Origin of the sequence: Virgibacillus halotolerans (genome assembly GCF_016908515.1) — a bacterium.
In the GTDB taxonomy this organism is placed as follows: Bacteria; Bacillota; Bacilli; order Bacillales; family Amphibacillaceae; genus Virgibacillus_M; species Virgibacillus_M halotolerans.
Genome location: NZ_JAFBEA010000001.1, coordinates 1 through 26,252, shown reverse-complemented (window position 1 = coordinate 26,252; position 26,252 = coordinate 1). Strand labels below are relative to the sequence as shown.

At 38.2% G+C, this 26,252-nt stretch carries 29 protein-coding genes and 1 rRNA gene; 7 read left to right on the top strand and 23 right to left on the bottom strand.

Going from position 1 to position 26,252, the window contains the following annotated elements:
- Window positions 1–137 precede the first annotated feature (137 nt).
- From JOC34_RS00150 to JOC34_RS00140, 3 genes are read left to right on the top strand one after another with little or no spacing between them, the layout of a single operon-like run.
- Window positions 138–791, top strand: a complete 654-nt coding sequence (locus tag JOC34_RS00150; RefSeq protein ID WP_205134692.1) for a GNAT family N-acetyltransferase — start codon at window positions 138–140, stop codon at window positions 789–791.
- Window positions 792–1,442, top strand: coding sequence for a CBS domain-containing protein (locus tag JOC34_RS00145; protein ID WP_205134691.1), 651 nt, complete (start codon window positions 792–794; stop codon window positions 1,440–1,442).
- Window positions 1,439–2,596 carry an acetoin utilization protein AcuC gene (locus tag JOC34_RS00140; RefSeq protein WP_205134690.1) on the top strand — a complete coding sequence of 386 codons (1,158 nt, stop codon included), beginning with the start codon at window positions 1,439–1,441 and terminating at the stop codon, window positions 2,594–2,596. The genes JOC34_RS00145 and JOC34_RS00140 overlap by 4 nt, the downstream gene beginning before the upstream one ends.
- A gap of 20 nt (window positions 2,597–2,616) precedes the next feature.
- Here the strand turns inward: JOC34_RS00140 and motS are convergent, their stop codons facing one another.
- The 12 genes from motS to JOC34_RS00080 form a co-directional block, all read right to left on the bottom strand.
- A complete protein-coding gene (motS, locus tag JOC34_RS00135; RefSeq protein ID WP_205134689.1) occupies window positions 2,617–3,405 on the bottom strand; it encodes a flagellar motor protein MotS in 789 nt (262 codons plus the stop codon).
- Entirely contained in the window at window positions 3,395–4,219 is an 825-nt protein-coding gene (motP, locus tag JOC34_RS00130; protein WP_205134688.1) for a flagellar motor protein MotP, read from the bottom strand. The genes motS and motP overlap by 11 nt, the downstream gene beginning before the upstream one ends.
- Before the next feature lie 60 nt (window positions 4,220–4,279).
- Complete coding sequence (ccpA, locus tag JOC34_RS00125) at window positions 4,280–5,275, bottom strand: catabolite control protein A (RefSeq protein WP_205134687.1); 996 nt, start codon at window positions 5,273–5,275, stop codon at window positions 4,280–4,282.
- Window positions 5,276–5,479: 204 nt separating this feature from the next.
- The gene (locus JOC34_RS00120; RefSeq protein ID WP_205134686.1) at window positions 5,480–6,574 is read right to left on the bottom strand and encodes a bifunctional 3-deoxy-7-phosphoheptulonate synthase/chorismate mutase; all 1,095 of its coding nucleotides are present in this window, start codon (window positions 6,572–6,574) and stop codon (window positions 5,480–5,482) included.
- A 162-nt stretch (window positions 6,575–6,736) separates the two neighbouring features.
- Complete coding sequence (locus JOC34_RS00115; RefSeq protein WP_205134685.1) at window positions 6,737–7,201, bottom strand: YtxH domain-containing protein; 465 nt, start codon at window positions 7,199–7,201, stop codon at window positions 6,737–6,739.
- A 21-nt stretch (window positions 7,202–7,222) separates the two neighbouring features.
- Window positions 7,223–7,630, bottom strand: a complete 408-nt coding sequence (locus JOC34_RS00110) for a DUF948 domain-containing protein (RefSeq protein ID WP_205134684.1) — start codon at window positions 7,628–7,630, stop codon at window positions 7,223–7,225.
- Window positions 7,631–7,908: 278 nt separating this feature from the next.
- Complete coding sequence (gene murC, locus JOC34_RS00105) at window positions 7,909–9,213, bottom strand: UDP-N-acetylmuramate--L-alanine ligase (RefSeq protein WP_205134683.1); 1,305 nt, start codon at window positions 9,211–9,213, stop codon at window positions 7,909–7,911.
- Between the two features lie 136 nt (window positions 9,214–9,349).
- A complete protein-coding gene (locus JOC34_RS00100) occupies window positions 9,350–9,517 on the bottom strand; it encodes a hypothetical protein (RefSeq protein ID WP_205134682.1) in 168 nt (55 codons plus the stop codon).
- A gap of 67 nt (window positions 9,518–9,584) precedes the next feature.
- Window positions 9,585–11,798: a DNA translocase FtsK gene (locus tag JOC34_RS00095; RefSeq protein WP_205134681.1), complete on the bottom strand. Its 2,214-nt coding sequence runs from the start codon at window positions 11,796–11,798 to the stop codon at window positions 9,585–9,587.
- Between the two features lie 128 nt (window positions 11,799–11,926).
- Complete coding sequence (gene ytpR / locus JOC34_RS00090; RefSeq protein ID WP_205134680.1) at window positions 11,927–12,529, bottom strand: YtpR family tRNA-binding protein; 603 nt, start codon at window positions 12,527–12,529, stop codon at window positions 11,927–11,929.
- A gap of 15 nt (window positions 12,530–12,544) precedes the next feature.
- Window positions 12,545–13,351 (bottom strand): DUF1444 domain-containing protein, encoded by an 807-nt coding sequence (locus JOC34_RS00085; protein ID WP_205135883.1) that lies wholly within the window; start codon window positions 13,349–13,351, stop codon window positions 12,545–12,547.
- Window positions 13,352–13,389: 38 nt separating this feature from the next.
- Window positions 13,390–13,707 carry a thioredoxin family protein gene (locus tag JOC34_RS00080; RefSeq protein WP_205134679.1) on the bottom strand — a complete coding sequence of 106 codons (318 nt, stop codon included), beginning with the start codon at window positions 13,705–13,707 and terminating at the stop codon, window positions 13,390–13,392.
- Between the two features lie 166 nt (window positions 13,708–13,873).
- Here JOC34_RS00080 and JOC34_RS00075 point away from each other — a divergent pair, with 166 nt between their 5' ends.
- Window positions 13,874–14,314 (top strand): YtoQ family protein, encoded by a 441-nt coding sequence (locus JOC34_RS00075; protein ID WP_205134678.1) that lies wholly within the window; start codon window positions 13,874–13,876, stop codon window positions 14,312–14,314.
- A gap of 78 nt (window positions 14,315–14,392) precedes the next feature.
- Here the strand turns inward: JOC34_RS00075 and JOC34_RS00070 are convergent, their stop codons facing one another.
- A complete protein-coding gene (locus JOC34_RS00070) occupies window positions 14,393–14,893 on the bottom strand; it encodes a DUF84 family protein (protein ID WP_205134677.1) in 501 nt (166 codons plus the stop codon).
- Window positions 14,894–14,969: 76 nt separating this feature from the next.
- The gene (locus JOC34_RS00065; protein ID WP_205134676.1) at window positions 14,970–16,034 is read right to left on the bottom strand and encodes a M42 family metallopeptidase; all 1,065 of its coding nucleotides are present in this window, start codon (window positions 16,032–16,034) and stop codon (window positions 14,970–14,972) included.
- Window positions 16,035–16,217: 183 nt separating this feature from the next.
- Here JOC34_RS00065 and JOC34_RS00060 point away from each other — a divergent pair, with 183 nt between their 5' ends.
- Complete coding sequence (locus JOC34_RS00060; RefSeq protein WP_205134675.1) at window positions 16,218–16,532, top strand: PepSY domain-containing protein; 315 nt, start codon at window positions 16,218–16,220, stop codon at window positions 16,530–16,532.
- Window positions 16,533–16,562: 30 nt separating this feature from the next.
- On the opposite strand, the gene JOC34_RS00055 is transcribed toward JOC34_RS00060, so the two are convergent.
- From JOC34_RS00055 to JOC34_RS00020, 8 genes are all read right to left on the bottom strand, one after another.
- Window positions 16,563–17,417, bottom strand: a complete 855-nt coding sequence (locus JOC34_RS00055) for a YtnP family quorum-quenching lactonase (protein WP_205134674.1) — start codon at window positions 17,415–17,417, stop codon at window positions 16,563–16,565.
- Between the two features lie 110 nt (window positions 17,418–17,527).
- Entirely contained in the window at window positions 17,528–18,166 is a 639-nt protein-coding gene (gene trmB, locus JOC34_RS00050) for a tRNA (guanosine(46)-N7)-methyltransferase TrmB (protein WP_205134673.1), read from the bottom strand.
- A gap of 55 nt (window positions 18,167–18,221) precedes the next feature.
- Window positions 18,222–19,034: a phosphotransferase family protein gene (locus JOC34_RS00045; protein ID WP_205134672.1), complete on the bottom strand. Its 813-nt coding sequence runs from the start codon at window positions 19,032–19,034 to the stop codon at window positions 18,222–18,224.
- 81 nt (window positions 19,035–19,115) lie between these two features.
- Window positions 19,116–20,054: a diacylglycerol/lipid kinase family protein gene (locus JOC34_RS00040; RefSeq protein WP_205134671.1), complete on the bottom strand. Its 939-nt coding sequence runs from the start codon at window positions 20,052–20,054 to the stop codon at window positions 19,116–19,118.
- Window positions 20,054–21,019, bottom strand: a complete 966-nt coding sequence (locus JOC34_RS00035) for an NERD domain-containing protein (RefSeq protein ID WP_205134670.1) — start codon at window positions 21,017–21,019, stop codon at window positions 20,054–20,056. Before JOC34_RS00035 ends, JOC34_RS00040 begins: the two co-directional genes overlap by 1 nt.
- On the bottom strand, window positions 20,979–21,545 hold the full coding sequence (thpR, locus tag JOC34_RS00030) for an RNA 2',3'-cyclic phosphodiesterase (protein WP_205134669.1): 567 nt from the start codon (window positions 21,543–21,545) through the stop codon (window positions 20,979–20,981). The genes JOC34_RS00035 and thpR overlap by 41 nt, the downstream gene beginning before the upstream one ends.
- A 9-nt stretch (window positions 21,546–21,554) precedes the next feature.
- Window positions 21,555–22,271, bottom strand: coding sequence for a pseudouridine synthase (locus JOC34_RS00025; protein WP_205134668.1), 717 nt, complete (start codon window positions 22,269–22,271; stop codon window positions 21,555–21,557).
- Between the two features lie 15 nt (window positions 22,272–22,286).
- Entirely contained in the window at window positions 22,287–23,909 is a 1,623-nt protein-coding gene (locus JOC34_RS00020) for a putative polysaccharide biosynthesis protein (protein WP_205134667.1), read from the bottom strand.
- Window positions 23,910–24,109: 200 nt separating this feature from the next.
- On the opposite strand from JOC34_RS00020, the gene JOC34_RS00015 reads away from it, so the two are divergent.
- Together JOC34_RS00015 and JOC34_RS00010 are read left to right on the top strand one after the other, a co-directional pair.
- Window positions 24,110–25,369 (top strand): BaiN/RdsA family NAD(P)/FAD-dependent oxidoreductase, encoded by a 1,260-nt coding sequence (locus JOC34_RS00015; protein WP_205134666.1) that lies wholly within the window; start codon window positions 24,110–24,112, stop codon window positions 25,367–25,369.
- A 91-nt stretch (window positions 25,370–25,460) separates the two neighbouring features.
- On the top strand, window positions 25,461–25,673 hold the full coding sequence (locus JOC34_RS00010; protein WP_205134665.1) for a hypothetical protein: 213 nt from the start codon (window positions 25,461–25,463) through the stop codon (window positions 25,671–25,673).
- A gap of 296 nt (window positions 25,674–25,969) precedes the next feature.
- Here the strand turns inward: JOC34_RS00010 and rrf are convergent.
- Window positions 25,970–26,085 (bottom strand): 5S ribosomal RNA (rrf, locus tag JOC34_RS00005).
- Between the last annotated feature and the right edge of the window lie 167 nt (window positions 26,086–26,252).

The window sequence follows — 26,252 nt, the reverse complement described above, 5'->3', positions numbered from 1 at the left end:
ACATTTAATACTTGCAGAAGGGAGCCTATCTCCCTTCTTTTTTATTATTCGTGACAAAACACTAAAATTTTCGTTCACATTCCTGTATACTGGAATTATGAAAGCGTATTATTTTAATCTTACAGGTGGTGAAAACAATGGATCACAAAAAGACCTTCCATTCAACAACTTTAGAAACAGCAAATGGAACAATCACACTAGAAGGACCAGTCAGTGCAAATGAACTAAAAAAATATCATTTCCACGAACATTTAGTTGCTTTTCGCCCGCCAAAAAAACAATTTGAAGCATTAATAGGTATTGCCGACTTGCCTGAGGGACGAATTATTATTGCGAGAACAGAAGATACAATTGTCGGATATGTTACCTACCTACATGCTGATCCGCTGGAAAGATGGTCCACATTCAAAATGGATGATCTTATTATATTGGGTGCGATTGAAGTCATTCCTGAATATCGTGGCGTTGGCACCGCTTCGGGATTATTAAGGATTTCAATGATGGATGATTACATGGAAAATTATATTATTATTTCTACTGAATACTATTGGCATTGGGATTTAGATGGAGCAAAGTTAAGTATCTGGAACTATCGTAAAGTAATGGAAAAGATGATGGCCGCTGGTGGATTGTCACCTGCACCGACCGATGATCCGGAAATCATTTCCCATCCAGCGAATTGTTTGATGGTTCGAATTGGAAAGAATGTACCGGAGGACTCGATAGAGCAATTTGATAAACTACGATTTTTACAACGTTATCAACACCGGAAAATGAGGGAGGGAATTTAAGTGCTTGTTGAAGAGATTATGAATACAGATGTAGTTACGTTACCATCGACTGCGAAGATTGCGGATGCACTACAGCTACTGCAGCAACATCGAATCAGGCATATCATTATTGTAAACGAACACAATCAGATAGAGGGTATTGTCTCAGATCGCGATGTGCGTGATGCTAGTCCATCCTCTTTCATCAAGGATGCTGATCACAGTGAATTAGAAAATGAAATTCAGACCATTATGAGCACACCAGTTATAACAATACACCCACTTGATTTTGTTGAAGAAATCGCTCAAATTTTCTATGATGAAGAATTTGCTTGTCTACCTGTTGTTCGAAATAACCAACTTGCAGGAACTGTGACAGAGAAGGATATGCTTTATACACTCATTCAATTAACCGGCACCCATGTACAAAGCTCACATATTGAGGTAAAGGTTCCACATCGACCAGGTATCCTGCCTGAAGTTGCAGCTATATTTGGGGAATTAAAGGTAAACATTGTATCTGTCTTAATCTATCCATTTAAAAATGATCCCAATTATAAAATTTTGGTTTTTCGCATTCAAACGATGAATCCATTGCCCGTTATTCAAAAACTAAGAGAGACCGAGTATGAATTAATGTGGCCTAACAATATAGCGGAGCCAAAACTATGACTTGTAAAGCCGCTTTTGTTTTTTCTAATGCATACTTAAATTATCATTTTCATGATGATCATCCTTTCAACCAAAAACGTGTCACATTGACAAAGGAATTATTAGAATATAGCAGTACACTAACTGCACAGGATATCACTGCTCCACGTAAAGCAACAGAGGAAGAACTTGCCCTCTTTCATGACCGCGCTTATATTCAGGCAGTCAAAAAAGCAAGTAGTGGACTTTTGTCAGAAAATGAAGGTATGGAATATGGACTAGGAACAGAGGATACGCCTATTTTTGATCATATGCATGAAGCATCCAGCTACTTGGTTGGAGGTACATTAACGGCAGTTGATACGGTACTGAGTGGAGATGCAGATCATGCATTGAACCTTGGGGGCGGGCTTCATCATGGATTAAAAAGAAAAGCTTCCGGATTTTGTATTTATAATGATGCCGCAGTAGCAATAAAATATATCAGGGAAAAATATAATCTGCGCGTCCTGTATGTTGACACTGACGCACACCATGGAGACGGTGTGCAATGGGCTTTTTATGATGATCCGAATGTTTGTACATTCTCGATCCATGAAACAGGCAGATACCTCTTCCCTGGCACCGGTAATGTCAATGAGCGCGGGATCAAAGAAGGTCATGGTTATTCCTTCAACGTTCCTATCGATGCTTTTACCCAGGATGAATCCTTTCTACAAGTTTATGAAATGGCTTTCAGAGAAATCGCAGCATTCTTTGAACCGGATGTAATTGTCACACAAAATGGCGCTGATGCTCATTGCCATGATCCATTAACACATTTATGTACTACCATGGAAGTATACGAGCGAATTCCAGTACTTGCACACGAACTGGCTCATACGTATTGTGACGGCAAATGGATTGCATTAGGTGGAGGCGGTTACGATACCTGGCGGGTTGTCCCAAGAGCCTGGGCACAAATCTGGAACGTGATGAGAACAGGCGACGTATTGCGTGGTCCACTTCATCCATCCTGGTTAGAAAAATGGCAGAAGGAATCGCCTACGCCATTGCCGACATCTTGGCAGGATACAAATGATATTATCCCAAATATTCCGAGGAAAATGGAAATTAATGAAAAAAATGAACAAGTGTTATTAACCGCATTAAAATATACGAATCGAGTGAAATGAAAAAAAGAAGGAATTGATCATTATCGATCAGCTCCTTCCTTCTCTTCTGCATTTTTTTCCAAAATGACGATTTCAACACGACGGTTTTTACTCCAGTTTTTCGAAGAATTATTATCAACAATCGGCTTTGTTTCTGCATAGCCTGCAGAGGAAAACCGTGCTCCATCAATACTGTTTTCATCGATTAAATAGCGAATTACACTGCTTGCCCTTGCACCCGAAAGTTCCCAATTTGATGGATAGCGGTAATTGGAAATTGGTCTGTTGTCTGTATGTCCTTCTACCTTTACATTGTTTGGAATATCCTTTAATAGTCTGGAAATTTCATTTAAAAATGGCTTTCCGGAAGCCAAAATACTCGCTTCACCAGAGTCGAATAATATTTTTTCTTGAAGCACTAGTACAACACCGCGCTCGGTTCTGCTCGCAGTAATCATATTATTTAAATCATTTTCATCCAGATATGTTTCCACATCATGCATGAGTAATGATAATGAATCCTCCTGTTTCCCTGCTTTATCATCTCGATCATTCATATCCTTAAGCAATGTAGATGGTTCAAAATTATTTAGTAATTTGCCATTTTCCACATGACTGGTATTTTCCGTCGGCATGGCTGAAGGATAAAAGTCAAGAATCATCCGGTTTTGAAATGAATCCGTAATAGCCTCGAACTTCACTAGATCAATTTGCGACATGGCAAACAGCAGGATAAAGAATACCAATATTAATGTTACCATATCTGAATATGTAACCATCCATTTCGGTGCGCCACTAGCCTGCTTTCTTTTTAATTTCCTACGCTTCATGGATCCTGTCCTCCACAAAACCCGCTTCCGGTTGACCGGTTTTTTTCGCCTTTGTTTCCCTAGGGAGAAAGGCACTTAATTTTTCTTCTAAAATTCTTGGGTTTTGTCCTGATTGAACGCCGATTATACCCTCTAGAATGATTTGTTTCATAAAAATTTCATCTTCTGTTTTACTTTCCAATTTACTAGCCATCGGGATAAATACCAGATTCGCCAGCACGGTACCATATAAGGTTGTTAATAACGCAACAGCCATGCTCGGACCAAGCGTTGCAGGGTCCTCTAAGCTGTTTAGCATCAATACAAGCCCAACCAACGTCCCAATCATTCCCCACGCCGGAGCATACTCTCCTGCCTTCTCAAGCAGTGTCCTGCCCTTATAATGTCTTTCTTCCATGGCAGTTATTTCTGCATCCATAATATCTTGAATGACTTCCGGTTCAATACCATCAATTACGAGTAACATTCCCTTACGGATAAACCTGTTATCCACATCTTCTAATTCATTTTCCAATGCTAGAATACCTTCCCGTCTTGCACGGTCAGACAGCCGGATAAACAAGCCAATTAATTCCGATAATTGCTGAGGGTTTTTATGAAAGGTTTCCTTCAGAATCTTATGTGTTAGCTTAATCTCTTCCATTTTAAAATTGATCAGCATGGAAGCGATCAATCCGCCAATAACGATAAAAATGGAGGATACATCAAGGAAGGAAGTGGCCCCTTCCTTTCCCCCACTTGTAAGAATCGCCATCATAATCATAATAAAACCTAGTGTAATACCGATTGGAGTCAATATATCCCGTTTACTCATATGCTCTCTCCCTAAACTATATGGACATTAGATCATCTAGTTTGTATATCGGCATCTATATTATAAAGTTGAGTTTCTTTTTTCGATTCGATGTGGTAATACAACCTTTTTCTCTGTAACTTCTTCTTTGTTCATATATTTGGTCAATAAACGCATTGCTACAGCTCCAATGTCATACATTGGCTGAACGATGGTAGATAATGTCGGACGAACCATTGATGCTAATCTTGTGTTATCAAAGCCAAATACTTCAATATCCTCCGGAACGCGCAACCCCTTATCCTGTGCACCATGAATAACCCCTAATGCCATTTCATCGGATGCGGCAAATATCGCGGTAGGTCGATCAGCCAGCTCCAGGATTTGATTTACAGCCTTTATTCCGGAGTGATAGCTATAATCACCATAGATGATCAAATCCTCATTAAGCGGTACAGAAGACTCCTTTAGTGCACGAATATAGCCTTCATATTTTTTCTTATTAATATTTGTGTCTTTTTCGTCAGCAATAAACGCTGGTTGTTTGTTCCCGTTATCGATTAAAAATTTGGTTGCCTCATACGCTGCCACCTCATAATCAATATTTACAGATGGTATTGTCTCTGATTCATCATAGGTTGCCGCCAGCACAACCGGGACAGAGCTACTTTGGAAGTATTCAATATGTTCCGGAGTAATGTCTCCACCCATAAATATGATACCGTCTACTTGTTTTTCCAGCATCGTATTGATTAGCTGCATTTCTTTATCTTTATTTTGATCTGAATTACTCAGGATCATATTATATTTGTACATTGTCGCAATATCTTCAATTCCTCTTGCTAGTTCAGCAAAAAAGATACTCGAAATGTCAGGGATAATCGCCCCTACTGTTGTTGTTTTTTTACTTGCCAGGCCCCTGGCTACCGCATTAGGGCGATAGCCCAGCTGCTTGATGGTTGCCAGTACCTTTTTTCTTGTTGTTGGTTTCACATTCGGGTTACCGTTTACTACACGTGATACCGTGGCCATGGATACGTTTGCTTCTCTTGCTACATCATATATTGTTATATTCATTTCCAGATTGCCTCCTAAAAAATCTTGGTTATCGCCAAGCTTTGATGGCGAAATTATTAGATGCAATTATATTGACTTCTCGATAATATAATTGCAAATTCGTCACCTATTTTCTATATCATACGCTACAATGAAAAAAATTACAAAAAAAAGGTAAAGGCTTATCGTATGACGCTTGATAAGCCTTTACAGATTTGTGAAAGTTTATTCAACGATGACCTTTTTATCTTTGATTCGGTTATCCAAACTTGTTAATTCTTCGTAAAATGCATCGAACGTTGGAATATCCATTTGTTGTGCAGAATCAGAAAGTGCTACAGCCGGATCCGGATGTACTTCTGCCATGACACCGTCGGCACCAACTGCAAGTGCAGCTTTTGCTGTTGGAAGCAGTAGATCTCTTCTACCTGTAGAATGGGTAACATCAACCATTACGGGTAAATGTGTTTCCTGTTTTAAAATCGGGACTGCTGAAATATCCAATGTGTTCCTTGTTGCTTTCTCGTACGTTCTAATACCACGTTCACACAATATAATATTTCCATTTCCGCGTGACATAATGTATTCCGCAGCATTGATGAATTCCGCAATTGTAGCTGATAAACCACGTTTTAATAAAACCGGCTTATTGGCATCCCCTGCAGCTTTTAGCAATTCAAAGTTCTGCATGTTTCTTGCACCGATTTGAATGACATCAATATAGTCAACAGCCTGTTCAATGTGTGCCGGATTTACAATCTCACTGATCACTGCTAGATCATATTCATCTGCAGCACGTTTTAAAATTTGTAAACCTTCAACACCCAAGCCCTGAAAATCGTATGGAGATGTTCTTGGTTTAAATGCACCACCGCGCAACAACTTAAGTCCTTTACTTTTAACTGATTCTGCTACTGCAGCAACCTGTTCGTAGCTCTCAACAGCACAAGGTCCAAAAACATAATTCGTATTACCATCGCCTATTTTAGTACCCTTTATTTCAATTACTGTATCTTCCGGTTTCTTCTTACGGGAGACCAGCAGTGCTTTACGATGATCATCTTCCTGCAATTCTAGTCCCGCTTTGAAGATCTCTTTAAAAATGTGTTCAATTGTCGCATTTTGAAATGGACCATCATTGTTGGATGTGATTTTATCCAACATGGTTCTTTCTCTTACAGGATCAAATCGTTTCATACTCTGTTTCTCTTTGACTTGACCTATTTGCTGTACTAATGCTGCCCGGCGATTAATTAATTCCAGCAAATCCAAATTTACTGAATCTAATTGATCTCTAAACTGGTCCATTTTATTACTCATACTAAAAACGCCTCCTGAACAAATTTTTGATAATTAGAAACTATTATAGCGAATAAAGTCGTCTTTGTCATTAGTAATTAGCAAAAAAGTTAAAACTAATTAAAAGTGTATGAATAAAGGTTGTCATTCCTCTAGTAAATGACAACCTTTATTTCCTATTTTTTATTTACTTTTTTCCAGTTCATCAGCCGCTTCTTCAATTGCTTCTGCAACCTCACCAGCTGCTTCTAAGGCTTCATCTGTCTTATCCCGTTGTTCATCTAATTTATCTTTCGCTGCATTTGTCAATTCTTGTGTTTTCTCTGAAACATTTTTAGATAGCTGGGATGTTTTATCAATTGCTTTTTCTTTAATTTCTGATCCTTTTTCATACGCTTTGTTTTTTAAATCGGAACCTTTTTCATATGCGATCGATTTTAGATCCGATCCTTTATCATATGCCTTATTTTTAATTTCGCTTCCCTTTACATAGGCAACATCTTTCCATTCATTCGCGCCCTGATTAATATCAGTTCTTAATTCTCTACCTGACTTAGGTGCAAATAGTAATGCAACTCCCGCGCCAACCATACCACCTATTAATGTGCCAATTATAAAATCTTTACTATTAATATTATTCTCTGTCATACAAAACGCCTCCTCTAAAGTTTAATTGTTTTTATTACGCTTTAAAACGTCCATTATGGCCGCTCCCCATTTTACAGCTTGGGAAGTCTTGTCCGCATTTTGTGATGCAGTATTTGCAATGCTATTCGATAGGGTTCTTAATGATTGATTGAAATCTTTTGCAGTTTCACCAATTCCTTTGGCGCTATCAAAGAGCCCATCCAGCTTACTCGATTTCTGATCCACATCATCTGCTAATTTATTAGTCTTGTTCAATAATGCCGTTGCTTCTGTTGTAACACCTTCCACCTGCTTTTCAAGCCCTTCCAGTGTATGTGAAACATTGTTTAATGTTTGCTTTGTTGCTTTAAGTGTGATTACTAAATAAACAACAAGCACTACAAAAGCTACTACAGCTATGAAAGCTGCAATATATAGTATCAATTCCAACAAATATCAACTCCTTCAAATTGTATAATGTAAAGAGAAAAGTCCAAGCTAAGTTATAAAGCTTTTCTTTTATAAATAATACCCTAAATGGTTAGGGTTAAACAAATATTTTATCATTTAAAAGATTGTTCTAAATTACTATTCATACATACCATTTCGACAAACAATATAGATCTCCTGCCCAAATCGGAACGTTTCCCAAGAAAACACCGCTAAATTAATAAAAAGGGACTGTCAACCAGTCCCTTTCTATATGAAATAATTGTAACTCCATAAAATTACAATTTATTCCCAAGTGTTTGTTCATACGCCTTCTCGAATTTTTGAATATCCCCAGCGCCCATAAATACCAAAACACTGTCCTTATATTCTGAGAGAACCTCTGTTTGATCTAAATCTAAAATAAAACTACCCTCGATAAGCTGCTGTAAATCATCAATTGCCAGTTTTCCATTTTTTTCTCTGGCAGAACCAAAGATATCACATAAATAAATATGGTCTGCTGGTTTTAAGCTTTCTGCAAATTCCTGTAAAAACGTTTCTGTTCTTGTAAACGTATGTGGTTGAAAAATAGCTACAATTGATTTATTAGGATACTTTTTTCGTGCAGACTCAATGGTTGCCTTAATTTCAATTGGATGGTGTGCATAATCATCGACCAAAATTTGATCACCAATTTTTTTCTCCGTAAATCTGCGCTTTACACCTGTAAATGTTGCGAGATTTTTGATATGTTCTGCACCTATCCCCTCATAGTGACATATGGCTATGACAGAAAGTGCATTTAATATATTGTGATCCCCGAACATTGGAATCGTAAATGTATCGTAATAAGTATTTCTGACAAATACGTCAAAAGTTGTTGCCAGCTCGGTTTCTGTTACATTTTGTGCCTGAAAATCATTGGTAGCTGCAAAACCGTAATAAACAACCGGAACTTTCGCTTGTATTCGTTGTAAATATTCATCGTCCCCACAAGCAATTATTCCTTTTTTAACACGATCCGCCATCGATTGAAATGCATCAAACACATCATCAACGCTTGTGAAATAATCTGGATGATCAAAATCAATATTGGTCATAATCGCATAATCTGGTTCATATTGTAAAAAATTACGACGATATTCACATGCCTCAAAAGCAAAATATTGACTTTCGACATGTCCTTTACCTGTTCCATCTCCAATTAAGTAAGAAATTGGGAATGTCTCATTTAGCACATGTGCTAATAAGCCTGTAGTTGACGTCTTCCCGTGGGCGCCTGTTACCGCAATACTTGTATATTGCTTTAACCATTCACCTAAAAACTCAGGGTATCTATAAAATTTCAGACCCTTTCTTTTTGCTTCTTGAATTTCAATGTTATCATCTGGAAATGCGTTACCTGCAATGATTGTATAATTATCTTTGATGTTATCCTCTGAAAAAGGAAGTATTGGAATGTTCTTCTCTTCAAGTGCTTCTTGTGTGAAAAATTGCTTTTCAACGTCCGAACCTTGCACTTTTTCTCCGGAATCATGAAGAATCTGCGCCAGTGAACTCATTCCAGTTCCCTTTATACCAATAAAATGGTAAGTTGTCATAAAAAAGAACCTCCAAAATATACTTTAAATGGATTAATTTATTTTTTTGCTTGTAAAAACACAGCATTTACTTATTATAGCAAAGTACAAGTAGAAATAAAACTATATTCTTCTCCGACATAAACTGTTTATGGTTCTATTTCGCTTTTTCGTCGTATTTTACCGTTCCCAGACACTGAATCAGGTGATACATAGTCTTTGTTTCTATTATTGCCTGTTGCATTTCACATGACACTTTCACCTGTACATCCAATATATTTTTTGTTTTACCATATTGTATACATTTATCTTGATTGTTGTTCATCTTGAGCGCACCCATTTATCCTATCTTCTGGGAAACATAGACTGCCGAAATCCAAAAATCCTTTCAGTTATTGATCATCTAACTGGCTTTGTGTGACAAGAATATCCCTTGGTTTGCTGCCATTTTGGCCTGTAATGATGCCTTTTTGTTCTAATGTGTCAATAAGTCGTGCTGCACGATTATAACCTATTTTAAATTGTCGCTGCAACAGTGACGTGCTTGCACTGTTTTGTCTAAGTACAAACTGGATAACCTCTTGAAGTAATACGTCTTCTTCCTCATTCGTATTTATTTGTTCCAGTAACTCTTCTTGTTCAAATAAATAATTCGGGGCAGCGATACCTCTGACATGGTTTGTGACCCTTTCGATCTCATCATCAGACACAAATGGCCCCTGCAGTCGAACGCTTTTTCCTGCACCATTTTCAACAAATAACATATCCCCTTTGCCTAATAACTTTTCCGCCCCACTAGAATCCAGAATTGTTCTTGAATCTACCTGAGAAGATACACTAAACGCAATTCTTGTAGGAATATTCGCTTTGATTAATCCAGTGATCACATCGACAGACGGACGTTGTGTTGCTAATAGCAAATGGATGCCACACGCTCTCGCCTTTTGTGCAATCCGGCTGATCGCATCTTCAACATCCTGTGGTGAAATCATCATTAAATCAGCTAACTCATCAATCACAATCACAATAAAAGGCATTTTCTCTTCGTTACGATTTTGCTTGATTATCTTTTGATTATAGCGCTCGATGTCCCTAACGCCTTCTTGAACAAATTTTTCATAGCGGCCTTCCATTTCATTGACAGCCCACTTCAATGCAGCAGTAGCGGCTTTTACATCTGTAATAACCGGGGATACAAGGTGTGGAATACCGTTATATGGAGCTAGTTCAACCATTTTTGGGTCAATCAACAAAAATTTCACATCCTCATGACTGGCTTTATATAACAAACTGATTAGGATGGTATTGATACACACACTTTTTCCCGACCCTGTTGCACCAGCAATCAATCCATGAGGCATTTTCTGGATATTGGTAATCATTGGAAACCCTTCAATACTTAAGCCTAGTGCAATGGTTAAAGGAGATTTGCTTTCTTTAAATGGTTCGGTCTCAAAAATTCCCTGTAATCCTACCATTTCCGATTTTTGGTTGGGAATCTCAATTCCAATTGTATTTTTACCTGGAATTGGGGCCTCAATGCGAATATCCCTGGCAGACATATTTAATTTTAAATCGTCACTTAAATTTTTAACTTTACTCACTTTCACACCCAATTCTGGCTGTACTTCAAAACGTGTCACAGAAGGGCCTTGTGTCGCATTGACGACTTTCGCCCGAACATTGAAATGCTTTAACGTCTCCTCCAGTAATTCCTGTTGTTGCTGTACCCATATTCGATCATCGTTGTTTCTTTGCACTGGATCGTTTAACAAATGATAAGGAATTTGATAATTTTCGGTTGTCGGAATAACCTTTTCTGAATGATTTTCTCTTCGTTTAGCAGCTTCATCCATTTGTTTCTTCTTATCCCTTGGTGTCATCATGACATTGTATGGAACATGTTTCGATGTTGTATGTTTATTCTCATCCTCGATACGCCGCTTCTGTCTTGCTGGATTACGGGGAACCTTATTTTCTTTTTGAACGATAATAGGCTCCACTGCTGGCGTTCGATCTTGTTCTTTTTCTTCAGCTTCAACTGGGGCATTGATCGTAACTTCTTCTGTTTGCGCCTCTGGCTGTTCCAAAGTAACAGCTGTTTCTTTTATAATATCTATCTTTTCCTCTGCTATTGGTAATGACTGTTGTTCTACTACTTCCTCTTGTTTTCGCTTAAAAGCTGGAACTTCTTCTATTTCTTTTTGTTCCTTTTTTTTCTGAAATCCATATACAGGTGACGGAACTTCCGTAGGTTTAAATGGAACACTTGTATTTTTCTTATACACCTTTGCAAATTGACCATTTCTTTGGGTTTCACTTGGTATCTCGTTTGGCGTTTCGTTTGGTGTATCATTTGGTCTTTTAGATCGCTTTGTCGTTTCCTCTCTCTTTCTTTGATACGCAGGAATCTCTTCCTCTGTTTGTTTTTTCGGTTCTTGCTGATCAGGGATGACAGGGAAACGAAAATTTTTATTTTCCGGATATTGGTAGGTTACCCGGGCTTGTAATTTAGCCTTTGGCTGTACCTGATGTGTTTCTCGTTGTTCTTCTATTACTTCTTCAGTAAAAATATCTTTGATTTTTTGTTTCCATTTCTCCCACATATGTATTCACTCATTTCATATCACATTAATTTCAATCATTGTTTACTCTATTTTAGCAGTTTTTTACATAAAAAACTGCTAAAATAGAAAAACAACCCTCGTTAAGAACACTTAGGTTGTCTCCTTTTTTAAAACGGAAATGCTTCGCCTACAGTAAACCCATCATCGAGTACGTAGATTCCCTTTTCTTCGGGTGCGTTTGGTAAACCTAATTCCTTTTGCGAACATATCATACCATTCGATGGTACGCCCCTTAATTTTGTCGGTTTTATTTTTAATCCACTCGGCATCGTTGCTCCAGGTTTTGCCACAACCACTTTTTGATCCGCATCAACATTTGGCGCACCACAAACAATTTGCAACGTTTCTTCTCCAACATCAACTTGACAAACACTTAATTTATCAGCGTCTTCATGTGCCGTCTTACTTGTTACATAGCCAACCACAAATTTAGGACTTAAATCAAAATCAAGCGTATCGTTGAGCTTATTCTCTTCAAATAATTGCTTGATTTGTCCTAATAACGATTCGGTTAAAGTTATTTTACCTGTTTCTTGTAAATCAAAATGGTTTGATGCCTGAAAAATATTATAGCCTAATACTTTTCCGTCTTGATTCATTATTTTCGTAATGTCTCCCGCCTGTTTATGTTTTATTTCATAGCGGTCTCCATCCTCAAGTGGAATTACAAGTACATCACCAATACCATTTGGATTATAGAAAACATCCATGTTATTCATCCTTCCTTACTTTTTCCTTGGTTTATTTTTTGCAAGAATAAAGACCGGTTCCAGTTTCTTGTCTTCATAAATAAATGAGAGAGAGGTAATTGGAATTCTACCCTCGGCAAAAAATTGCATGGTCATTTGTGCTAATACATCATAACCTGTTTTATTCTGAATGTCAGCAAATATTAATACATCCTGGTGTGGCACTGCAACAGCCAATTCACCCTTCGCATTGGCCAACATTTCTTCTAAAAATGCTTCATTTAAAATGCGGCTTGCATCATAGCCATCTTGTGTGGCGACAAAATAAAACTCATTACCTGCTACCGTATCCTGTTTATACTCATTTGATAAAGAACGAACATTAAACGCAGCAATCTCATCGATCCGGTTCAGGGTCCATGCTTCTTTTTCAAGCATTGACTGGTCGATTAACCGGTAGGATTTGCCTAAATCAAGCGCATAAAAAACCCGTGTTTCTGCTGTATGATCTTTATATGCCAGCTTGGCACCCAAATTGGTTTCCGTTGGAAAAGATGTTGCCCGAATGACAGGATAAATATTTTTCTCCATACCTGTCAGCTGATAGTTTTGATTCATTATCCGTAAAGCTTCGGCAATATGGTCTTCCAATTCATCAATTGCTCTTTCACCACGCTGATTATACTTTGCGATCACACTTGGTAACTTAATTGTCATACCTTGCTTTGATTCTTTCCACTCAATACGGTAGGTATCTTCACTTCTGTTATAGGACGTTCGATAATTTTCGTTTAATAATCGTTCATCTAAAATTCTTTTTAACTTAATACTCGTCATTGCCATTGGCATGATTACCTCCTGACAACCACCCAGCTAAAAACTTACTTAGGCAGTCCATCGATAAATTCCATGATTTCCTCTTTTGTTTTCCGATCTTTACTTACAAATCTTCCTACTTCTTTACCGTCTTTAAAGGCTAAAAAACTTGGAATGCCAAACACATTATGTTCCTGACACACCTCCATAAACTCATCCCGATCAACCATAATGAACGTATACGCAGGAAAAGCAGCTTCAATTTCCGGTAAAATTGGCTCAATCACTCGACAATCCGGACACCAGTCTGCCGAAAAAAGCATGATTACCTCTTCATTATTTGTCAATTCATTAAACTGCTCAATCGTTTCTAATGTTTTCATTTTCCATCAACTCCTTTTCCTATCATAGCTTTGATGGGCGCCAGTTTCAATCAAGAAGTTTTAGACGCAACCAGAACGGGGAAAACACTTAGAGCAATTACTTTTCATTGCGTACTATATTGGATATGATGAATAGTAGATTAATTAAGTTTTGGAGGGATTGTACATGGAGTTAACCGTATATTTAGCAGGGCAAATTCATGATGATTGGCGCGATCAGGTAGAGAAAATCGCTAAGGAGAAGAAACTGGCTCTTACTTTTGTTGGACCACAAACAAACCATGGCAGATCAGATGATATTGGTGAGAACATTCTTGGCGAACAACCTGGAAAGGTTTATAAAGACGATGCTGCTTCCAGTGTAAACAATTTGAGAACACAGGTATTAATGCAAAAATCAGATGTCGTCATTGCATTATTTGGTGAACAGTATAAGCAATGGAACACAGCGATGGATGCAAGTGCAGCCATTACCATGAATAAACCGACAATTATCGTTCGTCCCGAATCCCTGATCCATCCACTCAAAGAACTATCCAACAAAGCAAATATCACCGTGGAAACAGTGGAACAGGCTGTGGATGTACTTGGATATATATTTGAATAACACCTACACAAAAAAACGCTGAACATCAGCGTTTTTTTGATTTAATAAAAATATTTTTCTAATCGGAAGATATAGCATTTAATCCCAATATTCCCACTGGCCTCGCAGTAGTTTGACAACATGTACAAACATTTCCTGTCTGGATACGATGTCATTGGTAAAGATGCCAATTGCACCTTCTTTTTGTCTTACATTTTGTTTTTCAGCATAATTATCCATAAGGTCTCCCAGTTCAACGCCATTGTTTAATTGCTTTCCAAACGTTTCCGGCAATGCAATTCTTGCTCCACTCGCCGTATAAACATCGCTATCTGGCGTCACAAGTGCCCCCCAATTACATAAACATAATTGGTTATCCACATACATGATACCACCTTCCAGGCCGATTCCAATAGCTGCGTTAGTTGATTGCATACATTGACGCGCTCGATTGATTGCTCCCTGCCGTGTTTCTTCATCAGACATTGGTTGTGCGGATACTTTTGAAGACACGTCCTTTGCGATTACTTGATAAGACGGGAAAACTACTTCGACTGCGTTTATCTTTGTAGCATTTTTTGACCCAATAATAATTTCCATCTTTACACCTGCTTACCGCTAAAATTAAAATTGCTGCTATCGACATGTTAAGATAGCAGCAATTCCACCTCGAAATTTACGCTTTAAGAATTTGATCTAACGTGTTTTGATCTGTCTCTTTTACCAACTTAACGATTAATTCCTTTGCTGCTGCATAATCATCCACATGAATCATTGACGCTGCAGTGTGAATGTAACGGGAGCAAATACCGATGACAGCTGAAGGAACACCATTGTTTGAAAGATGCACACTGCCTGCGTCCGTACCACCTTGTGAAACAAAGTACTGATAGGGAATATTGTTTGTTTCCGCTGTATCGAGCACAAACTCTCTCATGCCGCGATGGGTAATCATTGTTCGGTCAAAGATTCGTAGCAATGCCCCCTGCCCGAGCTGTCCGAATTCTTTTTTATCACCTGACATATCATTTGCGGGCGATGCATCCAGCGCATAAAAGATATCTGGCTTAATCATGTTTGCCGCTACTTTTGAACCGCGCAAGCCTACTTCTTCCTGTACAGTTGCACCGGAATATAATTGGTTGTTTAATGTTTCATTTTGCAGTTCTTTTAATAATTCAATAGACAGTCCACATCCATACCGGTTATCCCATGCTTTTGCAAGAATTTTTTTATTGTTTGCCATCGGTGTGAATGGACAAATAGGTAAGATCGCTTGACCAGGGACTATACCAATTTTTTCTGCATCCGCACGATCATCCGCTCCAATATCAATGAGCATGTTTTTAATTTCCATTGGTTTATTACGCTGTGCGTCTGTTAAATTATGTGGGGGAATCGAGCCAATCACGCCCGTAATTGGTCCATTATCTGTCATCACTTGTACGCGCTGGGCAAGTAACACCTGACTCCACCAACCACCTAACGTTTGAAAGCGAATCATGCCGTTATCTGTAATTTGTGTCACCATGAAGCCAACCTCATCCATATGTCCCGCTACCATAACTTTCGGTCCTTTACCGTGCTTCACACCAAAAACGCCACCGAGGTTGTCTTGAATCACTTCATCCGAATATTTTTCAAGTTCTGGTTTCATAAAGGCGCGAACCGGATGCTCATTACCTGGTGCACCTTGTAGTTCCGTTAACGTTTTAAATAAATCAAGTGTTTCTTGTTCCATCTTGTTTTCCCTCCAACTTTCCTTTATATGTACTTCTTTCAGTATAACGGAAACGCTTAAAGACTTTCCACTATTCGCTTATTTATTCGCAATTATTTTCTATTTTAATTTGTATCAGTTATACTGTAGAAGAATGAACAAGAATAAAACGGAATTAAAATTTAAGCAAGAGGTGAAGATCATATGAAATTAAGAAAAGCGGTGCTTGTAGCTGGATTAGGTGTGGCTGTCGGATATTTAGCTAAACAGCAAATGGACAACTATCAAAAAGTTACCCCGGAAAAGGCGCTAAAGAATGCCAAGGAAACATTTAAAAGAAATGGTCCGATCAGCGGTTCCTGGATTTATATGAAGCCGGAGGAAGTCGAGAAAAACGGATTATTATACAATGCATACCGTGGCGGCGTTACACGTAATATGGATGGGGAAAATAAACAATACGAATTTTATGTTGATGTAGATTCCGGTGCCGTTATCGGTTCGGTCCAAACAGTGTAATAGAAAAGAGCTGCCCACGATGGCAGCTCTTTATTTATAGTCATAACGTGTTCGTTTGACTTCATCCATTCTTTCTCCAACTGTATTAAATTTAATAGCCCGTAAATAGGCATCATGGTAAAACGTATACCAGGCTTCTCGCTTATAACCATAATCCATCCATTTTTCTTTTTGATGGACCGATGTAACAGGATAATCATCGTAAGCAAGTGCCCATAATTTATTTTGATGACCATGTGTTGGCATAATATCCGCCATGTGAATAAAACACTCGTCTCCATCCTCGAAAACAAGAATACTGTGACCATCACTGTGCCCACCTGTATGAATCATTGTTAAACCATCCGCAATTTTCTTTTCATGTTTGAAAGTTTTTACTTGATCTTTGATTGGTTTCCAGTTCATTTCCCAATACGTATTTGCAGAACGGATATTAGGTTTTCTCATTTCATTCCATTCCACCTCTGACGTATAAATGGGTACCCCTTTAAAAATAGACTCATAGGTGTTATCCGATTTTCTAGTTAATCCACAGGCATGGTCAAAATGTAAATGGGTCATCAGTACAGCATCGATGTCTTCTACCGTTAATTCCATTTCAGTAAGGGATGCTTCAATGGATGACTCCTCCAGCACACCAAAATTGCGCATTTGTTTATCCGTTAATTTGTCATTTCCGATGCCGGAGTCAATCAGATAATTTTTTCCGTCTATTTGTAATAATATCGGATCCGTGCGTAATTCAATTAGATTTTTATCGTTACTTGGATACTTCTTGCTCCAAAGCGCTTTTGGAACCACACCAAACATGGCGCCACCATCAAGAAAATTCACGCCACCATTTAACCAAGTCAATGTGGCTCCCCCTACACGCAGTGTTTCCATCCAATCTCCTCCTTGTCCCTGTCTATTAATTGTAGCGAAATATATAATTTTCTGCAAACGCAAACATTTGGAATTAAAAAACAGAAACTCCCATCTGGAAGTTTCTGGTTCTATACAAATCTTGCTTTACACCGATAAATTGGCTGTCCTTTGGCGGAAAATTTCACTTCATATTCCGTCATTACATTTAATGGATCGTTTAAATCATGCAAATCAATCGTAACCTCTTCTAATGTCATACCAAATTTTGAAAGGCTGACGAGTGAATACTCAAATAATCCTCTATTATCCGTTTTCAACACAATTTCACCAGCATTTGTCAAAATCTCTTTATACTGTTCCAAAAATGCGTGATACGTTAATCTGCGCTTTTCGTGACGATTTTTTGGCCATGGATCGGAAAAGTTTAAATAAATCACATCTGCTTCGTTTGCCGAGAAAAATTCTCTTAAGTCACTTGCATCTTCATTTAAAAGCAAAACATTTTCCACGCCAGCATTCTTCACTTCTTGCGCAGCAGATACAATAATACTTTTCGCCAATTCTATTCCAATGAAATTAATATCCGGCTTTTGTTTTGCCATACCTGTAATAAATTGGCCTTTTCCGGTACCAATTTCAATATGGACAGGATGATCATTCTTAAATGCAGCCTGCCAATTTGATTTATGTTGCCCCGGGTTTGGAACCACCAGTTGCTGATTATCCCTTAGGAAATCATCAGCCCAGGGTTTATGTCGTTGACGCATGAATATACCTCTCTTCATTGATAATAAATATACTGTATAAATGATTATAAAAGTTCTAAACCAATGTAGACATGTGTTCATTCAATTCTCTGAGATCTTTTAATCTGTCAATTACTTTAAAAGGTTCCCTTCGTTCATCGTGCCAGCTTAAATAATGCAGTGTATCAAGCAGCAAATACCAGTACATGCGTTTAATTAAATTTTTATCTTTTGTTACACCGTATTCCTTCAACCAGTCATCCCAATTTTCCCTTGGTACATACCATTTTAAAATCATTCCATAATCCGTAATTGGATCAGCAATCATGGCATTTTCCCAGTCTATTAGAAACAGATTTCCTTCATCGGTCAGTAGTAAATTATTGTGATTTAAATCACAATGACACACCACCAGCTTTTGTTCGCGGGTGATTGGTAATAATAGATCCAAATAGGTTAACGCTAAACGGACATCACTATTTTCCGCAATCTCGAGTGATGAAGCTATCCGTTCCTTGATCATCATCAAGGCATCATCCGAGGTTACAGGTTTTTTTCCCAATCGCATCAACATATGCAATAATTCAGAGGAGTGGTGAATTTTATGTAATAATTCAGCTACTTGATAATGTTGCATATCCGCCCGGTTCAGGTCTCTTCCTTTTACCCACTCCTGAGCTGTAATGACATCACCATTGTACATTCGTCTTGTCCATATAAGCTTTGGTACAATTCCTTCTGCAGATAGGACAGCTAAGAAAGGAGATGAATTACGTTTTAAAAATAATCGTTCATGATCCTTTTCAGCAATATATGCGTCACCTGTCAGTCCACCTGCAGGAGTGATCTTCCAATTATTACCTAGTACTTGTTGAAGCCAGTCCACCATAATTTCCTCACATCTTTCAAATTTAGCGTTCAATAATATATTTTATAATGACAAATACAAAAATACAACCATGTATGTTTATTAGGCAATGATTTCTTTTCTTTCATTTGTTCCCATTACTTCAACAACTTGTGATTGTTTGGAAATAATACATGATGTACATACGGCTGTTTGTCCATCCACCTGGCAGTTCACTTTCCCTTTAGCATAAATTTCTATTGTTGTTGCCTCCAGTAATTCTACTTCTTTAAAATGAATGTGCTTACCACTAAATATGGTTATAAACAGACCGAGCACCTTCCACTTTGAAATAGAATGAAGCACAAGCACTGGAAATTTATCTGGTTGAATCGTAGCATGAGGGATAATTTTCATGCCCCCGCCATAATACGGATGGTTTGCAATTGTCACCATCCAACAGTCCTGAATCAAACGTTTCTCTCCATCTATCTTCAGTTCTACACTTCTCGGTTTAAATCTAAATAAAACTTGGATAAGTGCAATCACATAACTAATTTTACCGATGTGTAGCTTATTTAATATGGCTTTGTATTTGGAGCGATTTGCTGTTCTCACAATATCAGCATCAAATCCAAATCCGATATTACTTACAAATGATTGGTTGTCATGATGATCCAACTGATAATTTCCTAGCCAATAAGGACGGACACCTTGACTATTGATGATTTTCTGGAAGATTTCCATCGGCGTCCCCTTAATGGAAGATCCTCTAGCAAAATCATTCCCCGATCCTCCTGGAATAAAGGATACCGGAATATTGGCTTTACCCATCCCGTTCATTACCTCATGTAATGTGCCATCACCACCTACCACAATGATACAGGCAATGTTCTCTGTTTCGGTAACCATTTTTTGAACAATTTCAACGGCATGTCCAGGATACTTTGTATCGTAATGCATGCTATTTGTTTCATGATAAAGCGTACTCTGTTTTATTTTCAAGAAAAGTTTCGCTGCACGCCCGTCCCCGGCTACCGGGTTAACAATAAATACGTACATTATGATTCCTCACCGACAATTTTGAATGGGTTGGCATCTTCTTCCCATTCTGCTCGTTTAACCGAGGTCGTCTCGCAGTGCTGTAATAACGCTTCAGCTGCCTTTAATTGGATGCTTTTTAAAGGGGAAGCTAACTTGCGTTTTGCAAGGAACCAATTTTTATATGCGTTTTTGTCTATTATTTTTGTATTGTATGGTGCCGTCGAAAAAACAATTGGATTAGTGCGGGATAATACCGTCTTTTGGACAGAAAAATTGATTTCATGACTGGCTAAAATACTTTTCACAATTTGTTCTGTACGTTTAAGAGCGATTAAAGGGCTTAACATTTTTGTTTGTTGATGATTCGTTTCGACTGTCCATGTCCTCCCACCATCAGCCATAATGACGGATGATGGGGGTTCTTCTATGATGTAAATAATTTCTATCCCAATTGGACTGATGAAAATAATTTCTGCATCTATAGGAGTCTTTTTTATCGAAAACACTGGATAATACATCAATAAGAAAGTGTCCGGGAATCGCTGCAGGAAGTACTTTAATGTTGGATCACTTTGATATCGGTTATTCATCATGGATTGATCTGTAACTGTCGATGTAGCCCATTTAAATTGGAAGTTTAAAAGCCTGTCCAGAAAATACTGTTTTAATGCCGCTTCAGTCTCCGGTAATTCGTTTGTGGTTTCCCGGACCACCTCTTGCGGCTCTGAGTTTTTGATAAACTTCCCCTTCCATCGTGCAAACTTAGAGCGCTTTTCTGTTGGCAAAGTAATTTCCTCTTCTTCAGCTTCTAAAGGTGTTAGCCACAGATGATAGAGCTTATTCCAATTGTCCTTTTTAATTCGAATATACTGGCTGGGATAACGAAATGTATCCCATTCGTATCGTGTAACATAATCAATTAATTTGATAAGCTGTGCGATTTCACTCACCACCTTGCAGTCTGTATGTACATACAGGTTCATATTTTGGTACGCTTGTCGGATGAATCTGATATAAAACGATTGTATCAACAAGGATTTCCTTTTGTGCGGTGTAGTGTTTTATTATATTTTCCAACAAATCTTCAGCAGCCTTCCCTTGCCACTTTTTTGCTAGTGTAATGTGTGGAACGTATGCCCTTTTTTCAGCAGAGTAACCAATATTTTCCAAGCGGATCTTCACTTGTTCTTGTAACGTCGTTAACAGAGGTGTTTTCTCAACACCTGCCCATAAAACGCGTGGCATAGACGGTTTCCCAAACGTTCCTATTGTGCCGACATGAAGGGTAAACGCCTCGAATTCCCTCATAGATTGCAATGCTTGGTCAATCTGCTTTCTTTTATTATCGTCCACCGCTCCAAGAAATTTTAATGTAATATGCAGGTCGGCCTGCTGTGTCCACTGCTTATAGGGCAATTCGCCCTCCAGCTCATCCTGCCAAGTGGAAAAGAAACGCTGCACTGATTCCGGTAATGGGATCGCGATAAAATAATGGGATTCTGTTGACATAGGCCACCTCTACTTTTTTAATGATAAACAATAAGCTAACTCATCTTCTCTCAGCTCACGATAGGAACCTAGTTTTAACGTTTCATCTAAATACAGCTCTCCCATCCTGATACGCCGCAAATAAATGACTTGTTTATCAACTGCCTCAAACATCCGTTTCACCTGATGGTATTTACCTTCTGTAATCGTAACTTCTATTTCTGAAACAACATCACTTTGCAGGATGTTCAGCCAAGCAGTTTTAGCTTGATAACCGTCCTCCAGCGTTACACCTTGATGAAATTTGTCGATGTCAGCTTCTGTTACCATGCCATCGATTCTTGCATAGTATGTTTTCTCCACGTTCTTTTTCGGTGAAACCAATTGATGTGCCAACTCCCCGTCATTTGTAAGCAACAGCAGGCCTTCTGTATCCTTATCCAGCCTGCCGACAGGGAAAGGCTTAAAATGCGCCAGGTCCTTCCCTAACAGATCAATAACTGTCTCCTCCCGGTTATCTTCCGTAGCGGAAATATAACCTGGTGGCTTGTTCAGCATGATATATATATATTGTTGATATTGAACAACTTCTTCTTGAACCTGGATCATATCCTTATCAGGATCGACATGCTTACTACCATCTTTAATGACTACTTGATTGACGGTGACATGTTTTTTCTTTAATAAAGCTTTGACATCTTTCCTGCTGCCAAAGCCCATGTTTGCTAGTAACTTATCCAGACGCATTCCTTAACAATCCTCCTATTTCCCGAAAATCCTCCCTAAAATATGAACCCGGTTACCTAATATACGTTCTAACAATGTAGATTTATATGCAAACCATAAATAAATGATACCACCAAATCCAACACCTAATATAAGCATTAGAATGGTTGCCCATCTAGCATCCTCATATGGGATGAATATACCAAATATCGACTTCACAGCCCAGATGGTTAAGCACATAATAATAACAAATATACCAATGAGTAATGTTCGTTTAATTATTTCTTTAAATGGAAATTGAACCGCGGTTTTTATTCGCCATATATTCAATATCACTGCAATTGTTACTGCTAATGCCGTTCCAAATATAGCGCCTTTCGCACCAAACACATGTATAAGCTGTATATTAAATAGTACCTTCACCAATAATCCAGCTGATAGGCTAATAACCGAAAATTTTTGCTGATTGATTCCTTGCAAAATTGATGATGATACAGTAAACAGAGCAAATAATAAACCAACAGGCGCATACCATGTTAATAGTGTACCTGTAATTTCGATATGTCCCAGACCATATAATGCACCATAGGCTTCATGAGACAAAACGGAAAGGCCAATAGCTGCTGGTACAACAAGCACCATAATAATTTGAAATGCTTGATTTATATGTTGATGGATCAATGCTTGATCCTTACCTGTATACGCTTTTGTTAAGGCAGGTAGAATAGCTAAAGATAACCCTATTGCTAAAGTTCCTGGGATAATAACCAATTTATGTCCATAAAGATTTATTGCAGAAAAAGCAATATCCCAAATATTTCCGTTTCCGGCAGCTATCATTGCTCGTTTAAATGTAAATTGATCTACTAACTGATACAAAGATGTAGCCAGGCCCACCACAATAAAAGGACCCGCATAACTAAATAATTCAACGATTAATGCTTTCCTCGGTATCTCATTTGAAAATGTCTGTTGCTGCAACCTTATATCAAGCTCTGGTTTGCGTTTTCGCCAATATACCCATAACACCATCACAGAAGCCAAACCACCAATGAAGGCTGCAAATGTCGCAAACCCAACTGCAGTTGCTTTAGATCCATCAAATACTACCATAACAATGAAAGCTGCAACTAATAAAAATACTATCCGTACGATTTGTTCGACAACCTGAGAAACAGCTGTCGGTCCCATTGATTGATGACCTTGGAAAAATCCCCGCACAATACTCATCGCAGGTATGATAATTAATGCAAAGCTTACCATACGTATAACCATGGCTACTTCTGCTACTGTTATTTTTCCATACTCATCATCTGTAATCATGTATTCTGCTAGCCATTCAGCACTAAAAAACAATGCTAGAAAGGCTAAGGTTCCAGTAACAAGCATTAAAGTAATCCCGGCTTTAAACATCCTTCTTCCCGTTTCATAGTCCCCTAAGGAATTGTATTTGGATACAAATTTGGAAACGGCTAAAGGAACACCTACCGTAGAAAAACTTAGTATAATATTGTATGGAGTGTATGCAAAACTATACAGTGTACCTCCTGTCTCTCCAACAAGAGCATTGAATGGAATGACATAAATCATTCCTAGAAATTTCGATAAAAATGTTGCCCCTGTGAGCAACATCGCGCCTCTTACCATATTATTCGACATTATTTCACCTGCGTTTTTCAATTTAAGTTCCAATGTTATTACAGTAATTTTATCACATTTGGACAGTTGCTGATAATAATACTATCATAGGTTCTTCGACAAAATTGTTTAATTTGTGACAAAACAATACTATATCACAAATTAAAGTTGAGCAGTACATATTAGAAGTGATAAACTACTTAAGAAAGGACTGAACGCAATTGTCATATGACGTAATTGTAATTGGTGGTGGACCATCCGGTTTAATGGCCGCTATTTCAGCAGCAGAACATGGAGCAAAAACAATGCTGATTGAAAAGGGAAAGAAATTAGGAAAAAAGCTCGCCATTTCCGGTGGCGGCAGATGTAATGTAACCAACAGATTACCACAAGAAGAAGTGATTAAGCACATCCCTGGAAACGGGAAATTCTTATATAGTGCTTTTTCCATATTTAATAACTATGACATCATTGACTTCTTCGAAAACATGGGTATCCAACTAAAGGAAGAGGATCATGGCAGAATGTTTCCTGTATCTAATTCAGCACAATCAGTAGTCAATGCTTTAATCGATCGTCTTGATGAATTACATGTAAATGTTAACCTGCAGACTGTGGTCAAGACAATTCATTACGACGAAAATGAACACACCGTCATCCTGTCTGATGGACAAAAGATAGTTACCAAAGCGGTTGTTATTGCTGTCGGCGGAAAAGCGGTCCCACATACAGGATCAACTGGGGATGGTTATGCTTGGGCAAAGAAAGCCGGACATACAATAACTGTGCTTTACCCAACTGAGGTGGCACTCACCTCTAATGAAGCCTTCATCAAAAATAAAAGCTTACAAGGCTTATCATTGCGCAATGTCTCACTATCCGTTTTAAATAAAAAGAACAAACCAATTATTACGCATCAGATGGATATGATATTCACACATTTTGGAATATCAGGTCCCGCCGTACTACGATGTTCTCAATTCGTTGTGAAAGAACGGATGAAAGGCAGAAAACAAGTGCCCATGCTGCTTGATGCGCTCCCAGATGAAACAGAAGAAGCATTAAATAATAAAATTAGTTCTTTTATGAAAGATAGTCCAAAAAAATCCTTTAAGAATTTATTAAAAGGAATGGTTCCCGAGCGATTGCTGGCGTTTATCTTGGTTCGGAATGCAGTTGATGAGAATCAAAAAGCAGCTAACATTTCCAAAGAGACAGTTCGGTCCATCATTCAAGACATGAAAAATTTCATCTTTTATGTTGATGGTTCCTTGCCACTTGAAAAAGCGTTTGTAACTGGTGGTGGTGTTACAATTAAGGAAATTGTTCCAAATACGATGCAATCTAAAATGACAGACAGGCTTTATTTTTGTGGGGAAATATTGGATATCCATGGCTATACTGGCGGCTATAATATTACTTCTGCTTTTGTAACAGGTCGATTGGCAGGAATTAACGCAGCACAAGAAGTCATACATTAATTATACTGGTATTTGATTCCTTGTATTGATTTCTATCTGCGTGTCATCCTAAGGTTGTCTGAAAGCACATCATAGAAAGGGCTGATCTGTAATGGAAAAGAACGGAATGTGGTTACCAATCATTGCTTCTGTTGGCGTAGGAGCAGCAACCTTTTATACGATGACAAAGCATGACCAAAATATCGGTCAGGCAATGCAGCAAATGATCCCATTCGTCTCACAAATGAGTGGAGATACAAATGCTAATTCCCATGGGGATACTGGTGGAAACGCACAAAAATTAGGTCCATATGGAATGAGCTAACAGACATACCAAGCGCGCCTTTAACAGGCGCGCTTTTTTAAGTACAACTCTAAAACCCCAGAGACTTGCAAAAAAATAGAATAATTTACGTAATCTGTTACTTGTATTCGTTTAAGCATCTATTTTAAGGAGGAACAAAGAAGAGGGCTTTGGTTTATTGGCTTGAATTATTGTAGCAATTATTTTAGCTATTGCAATTGGTTCATTTGCAAACGATTGGTTTATTAGGTTATTTGCGCGACCTTTATAATACAAAAATCCGTAATACGAATTATCGTATTACGGATTTTTTAATCGCCTGGCGACGTCCTACTCTTGCAGGGGCAAAGCCCCAACTACCATCGGCGCTGAAGAGCTTAACTGCTGTGTTCGGTATGGGAACAGGTGTGACCTCATCGCTATCGTTACCAGACCTTCAGGATGTAGGTCGTTCCGTGTTGTTCACAGGACGTGAACGGTTTTAACAGAACTTCCTTATCCAAACTTAAGGACAAGAACTATTATAGGCATTTTTGAATCAAAATGCAAGGGCTATTTTTCATTTATACCCTAAAAACTAAATAAGAGCTTTTCAACGTG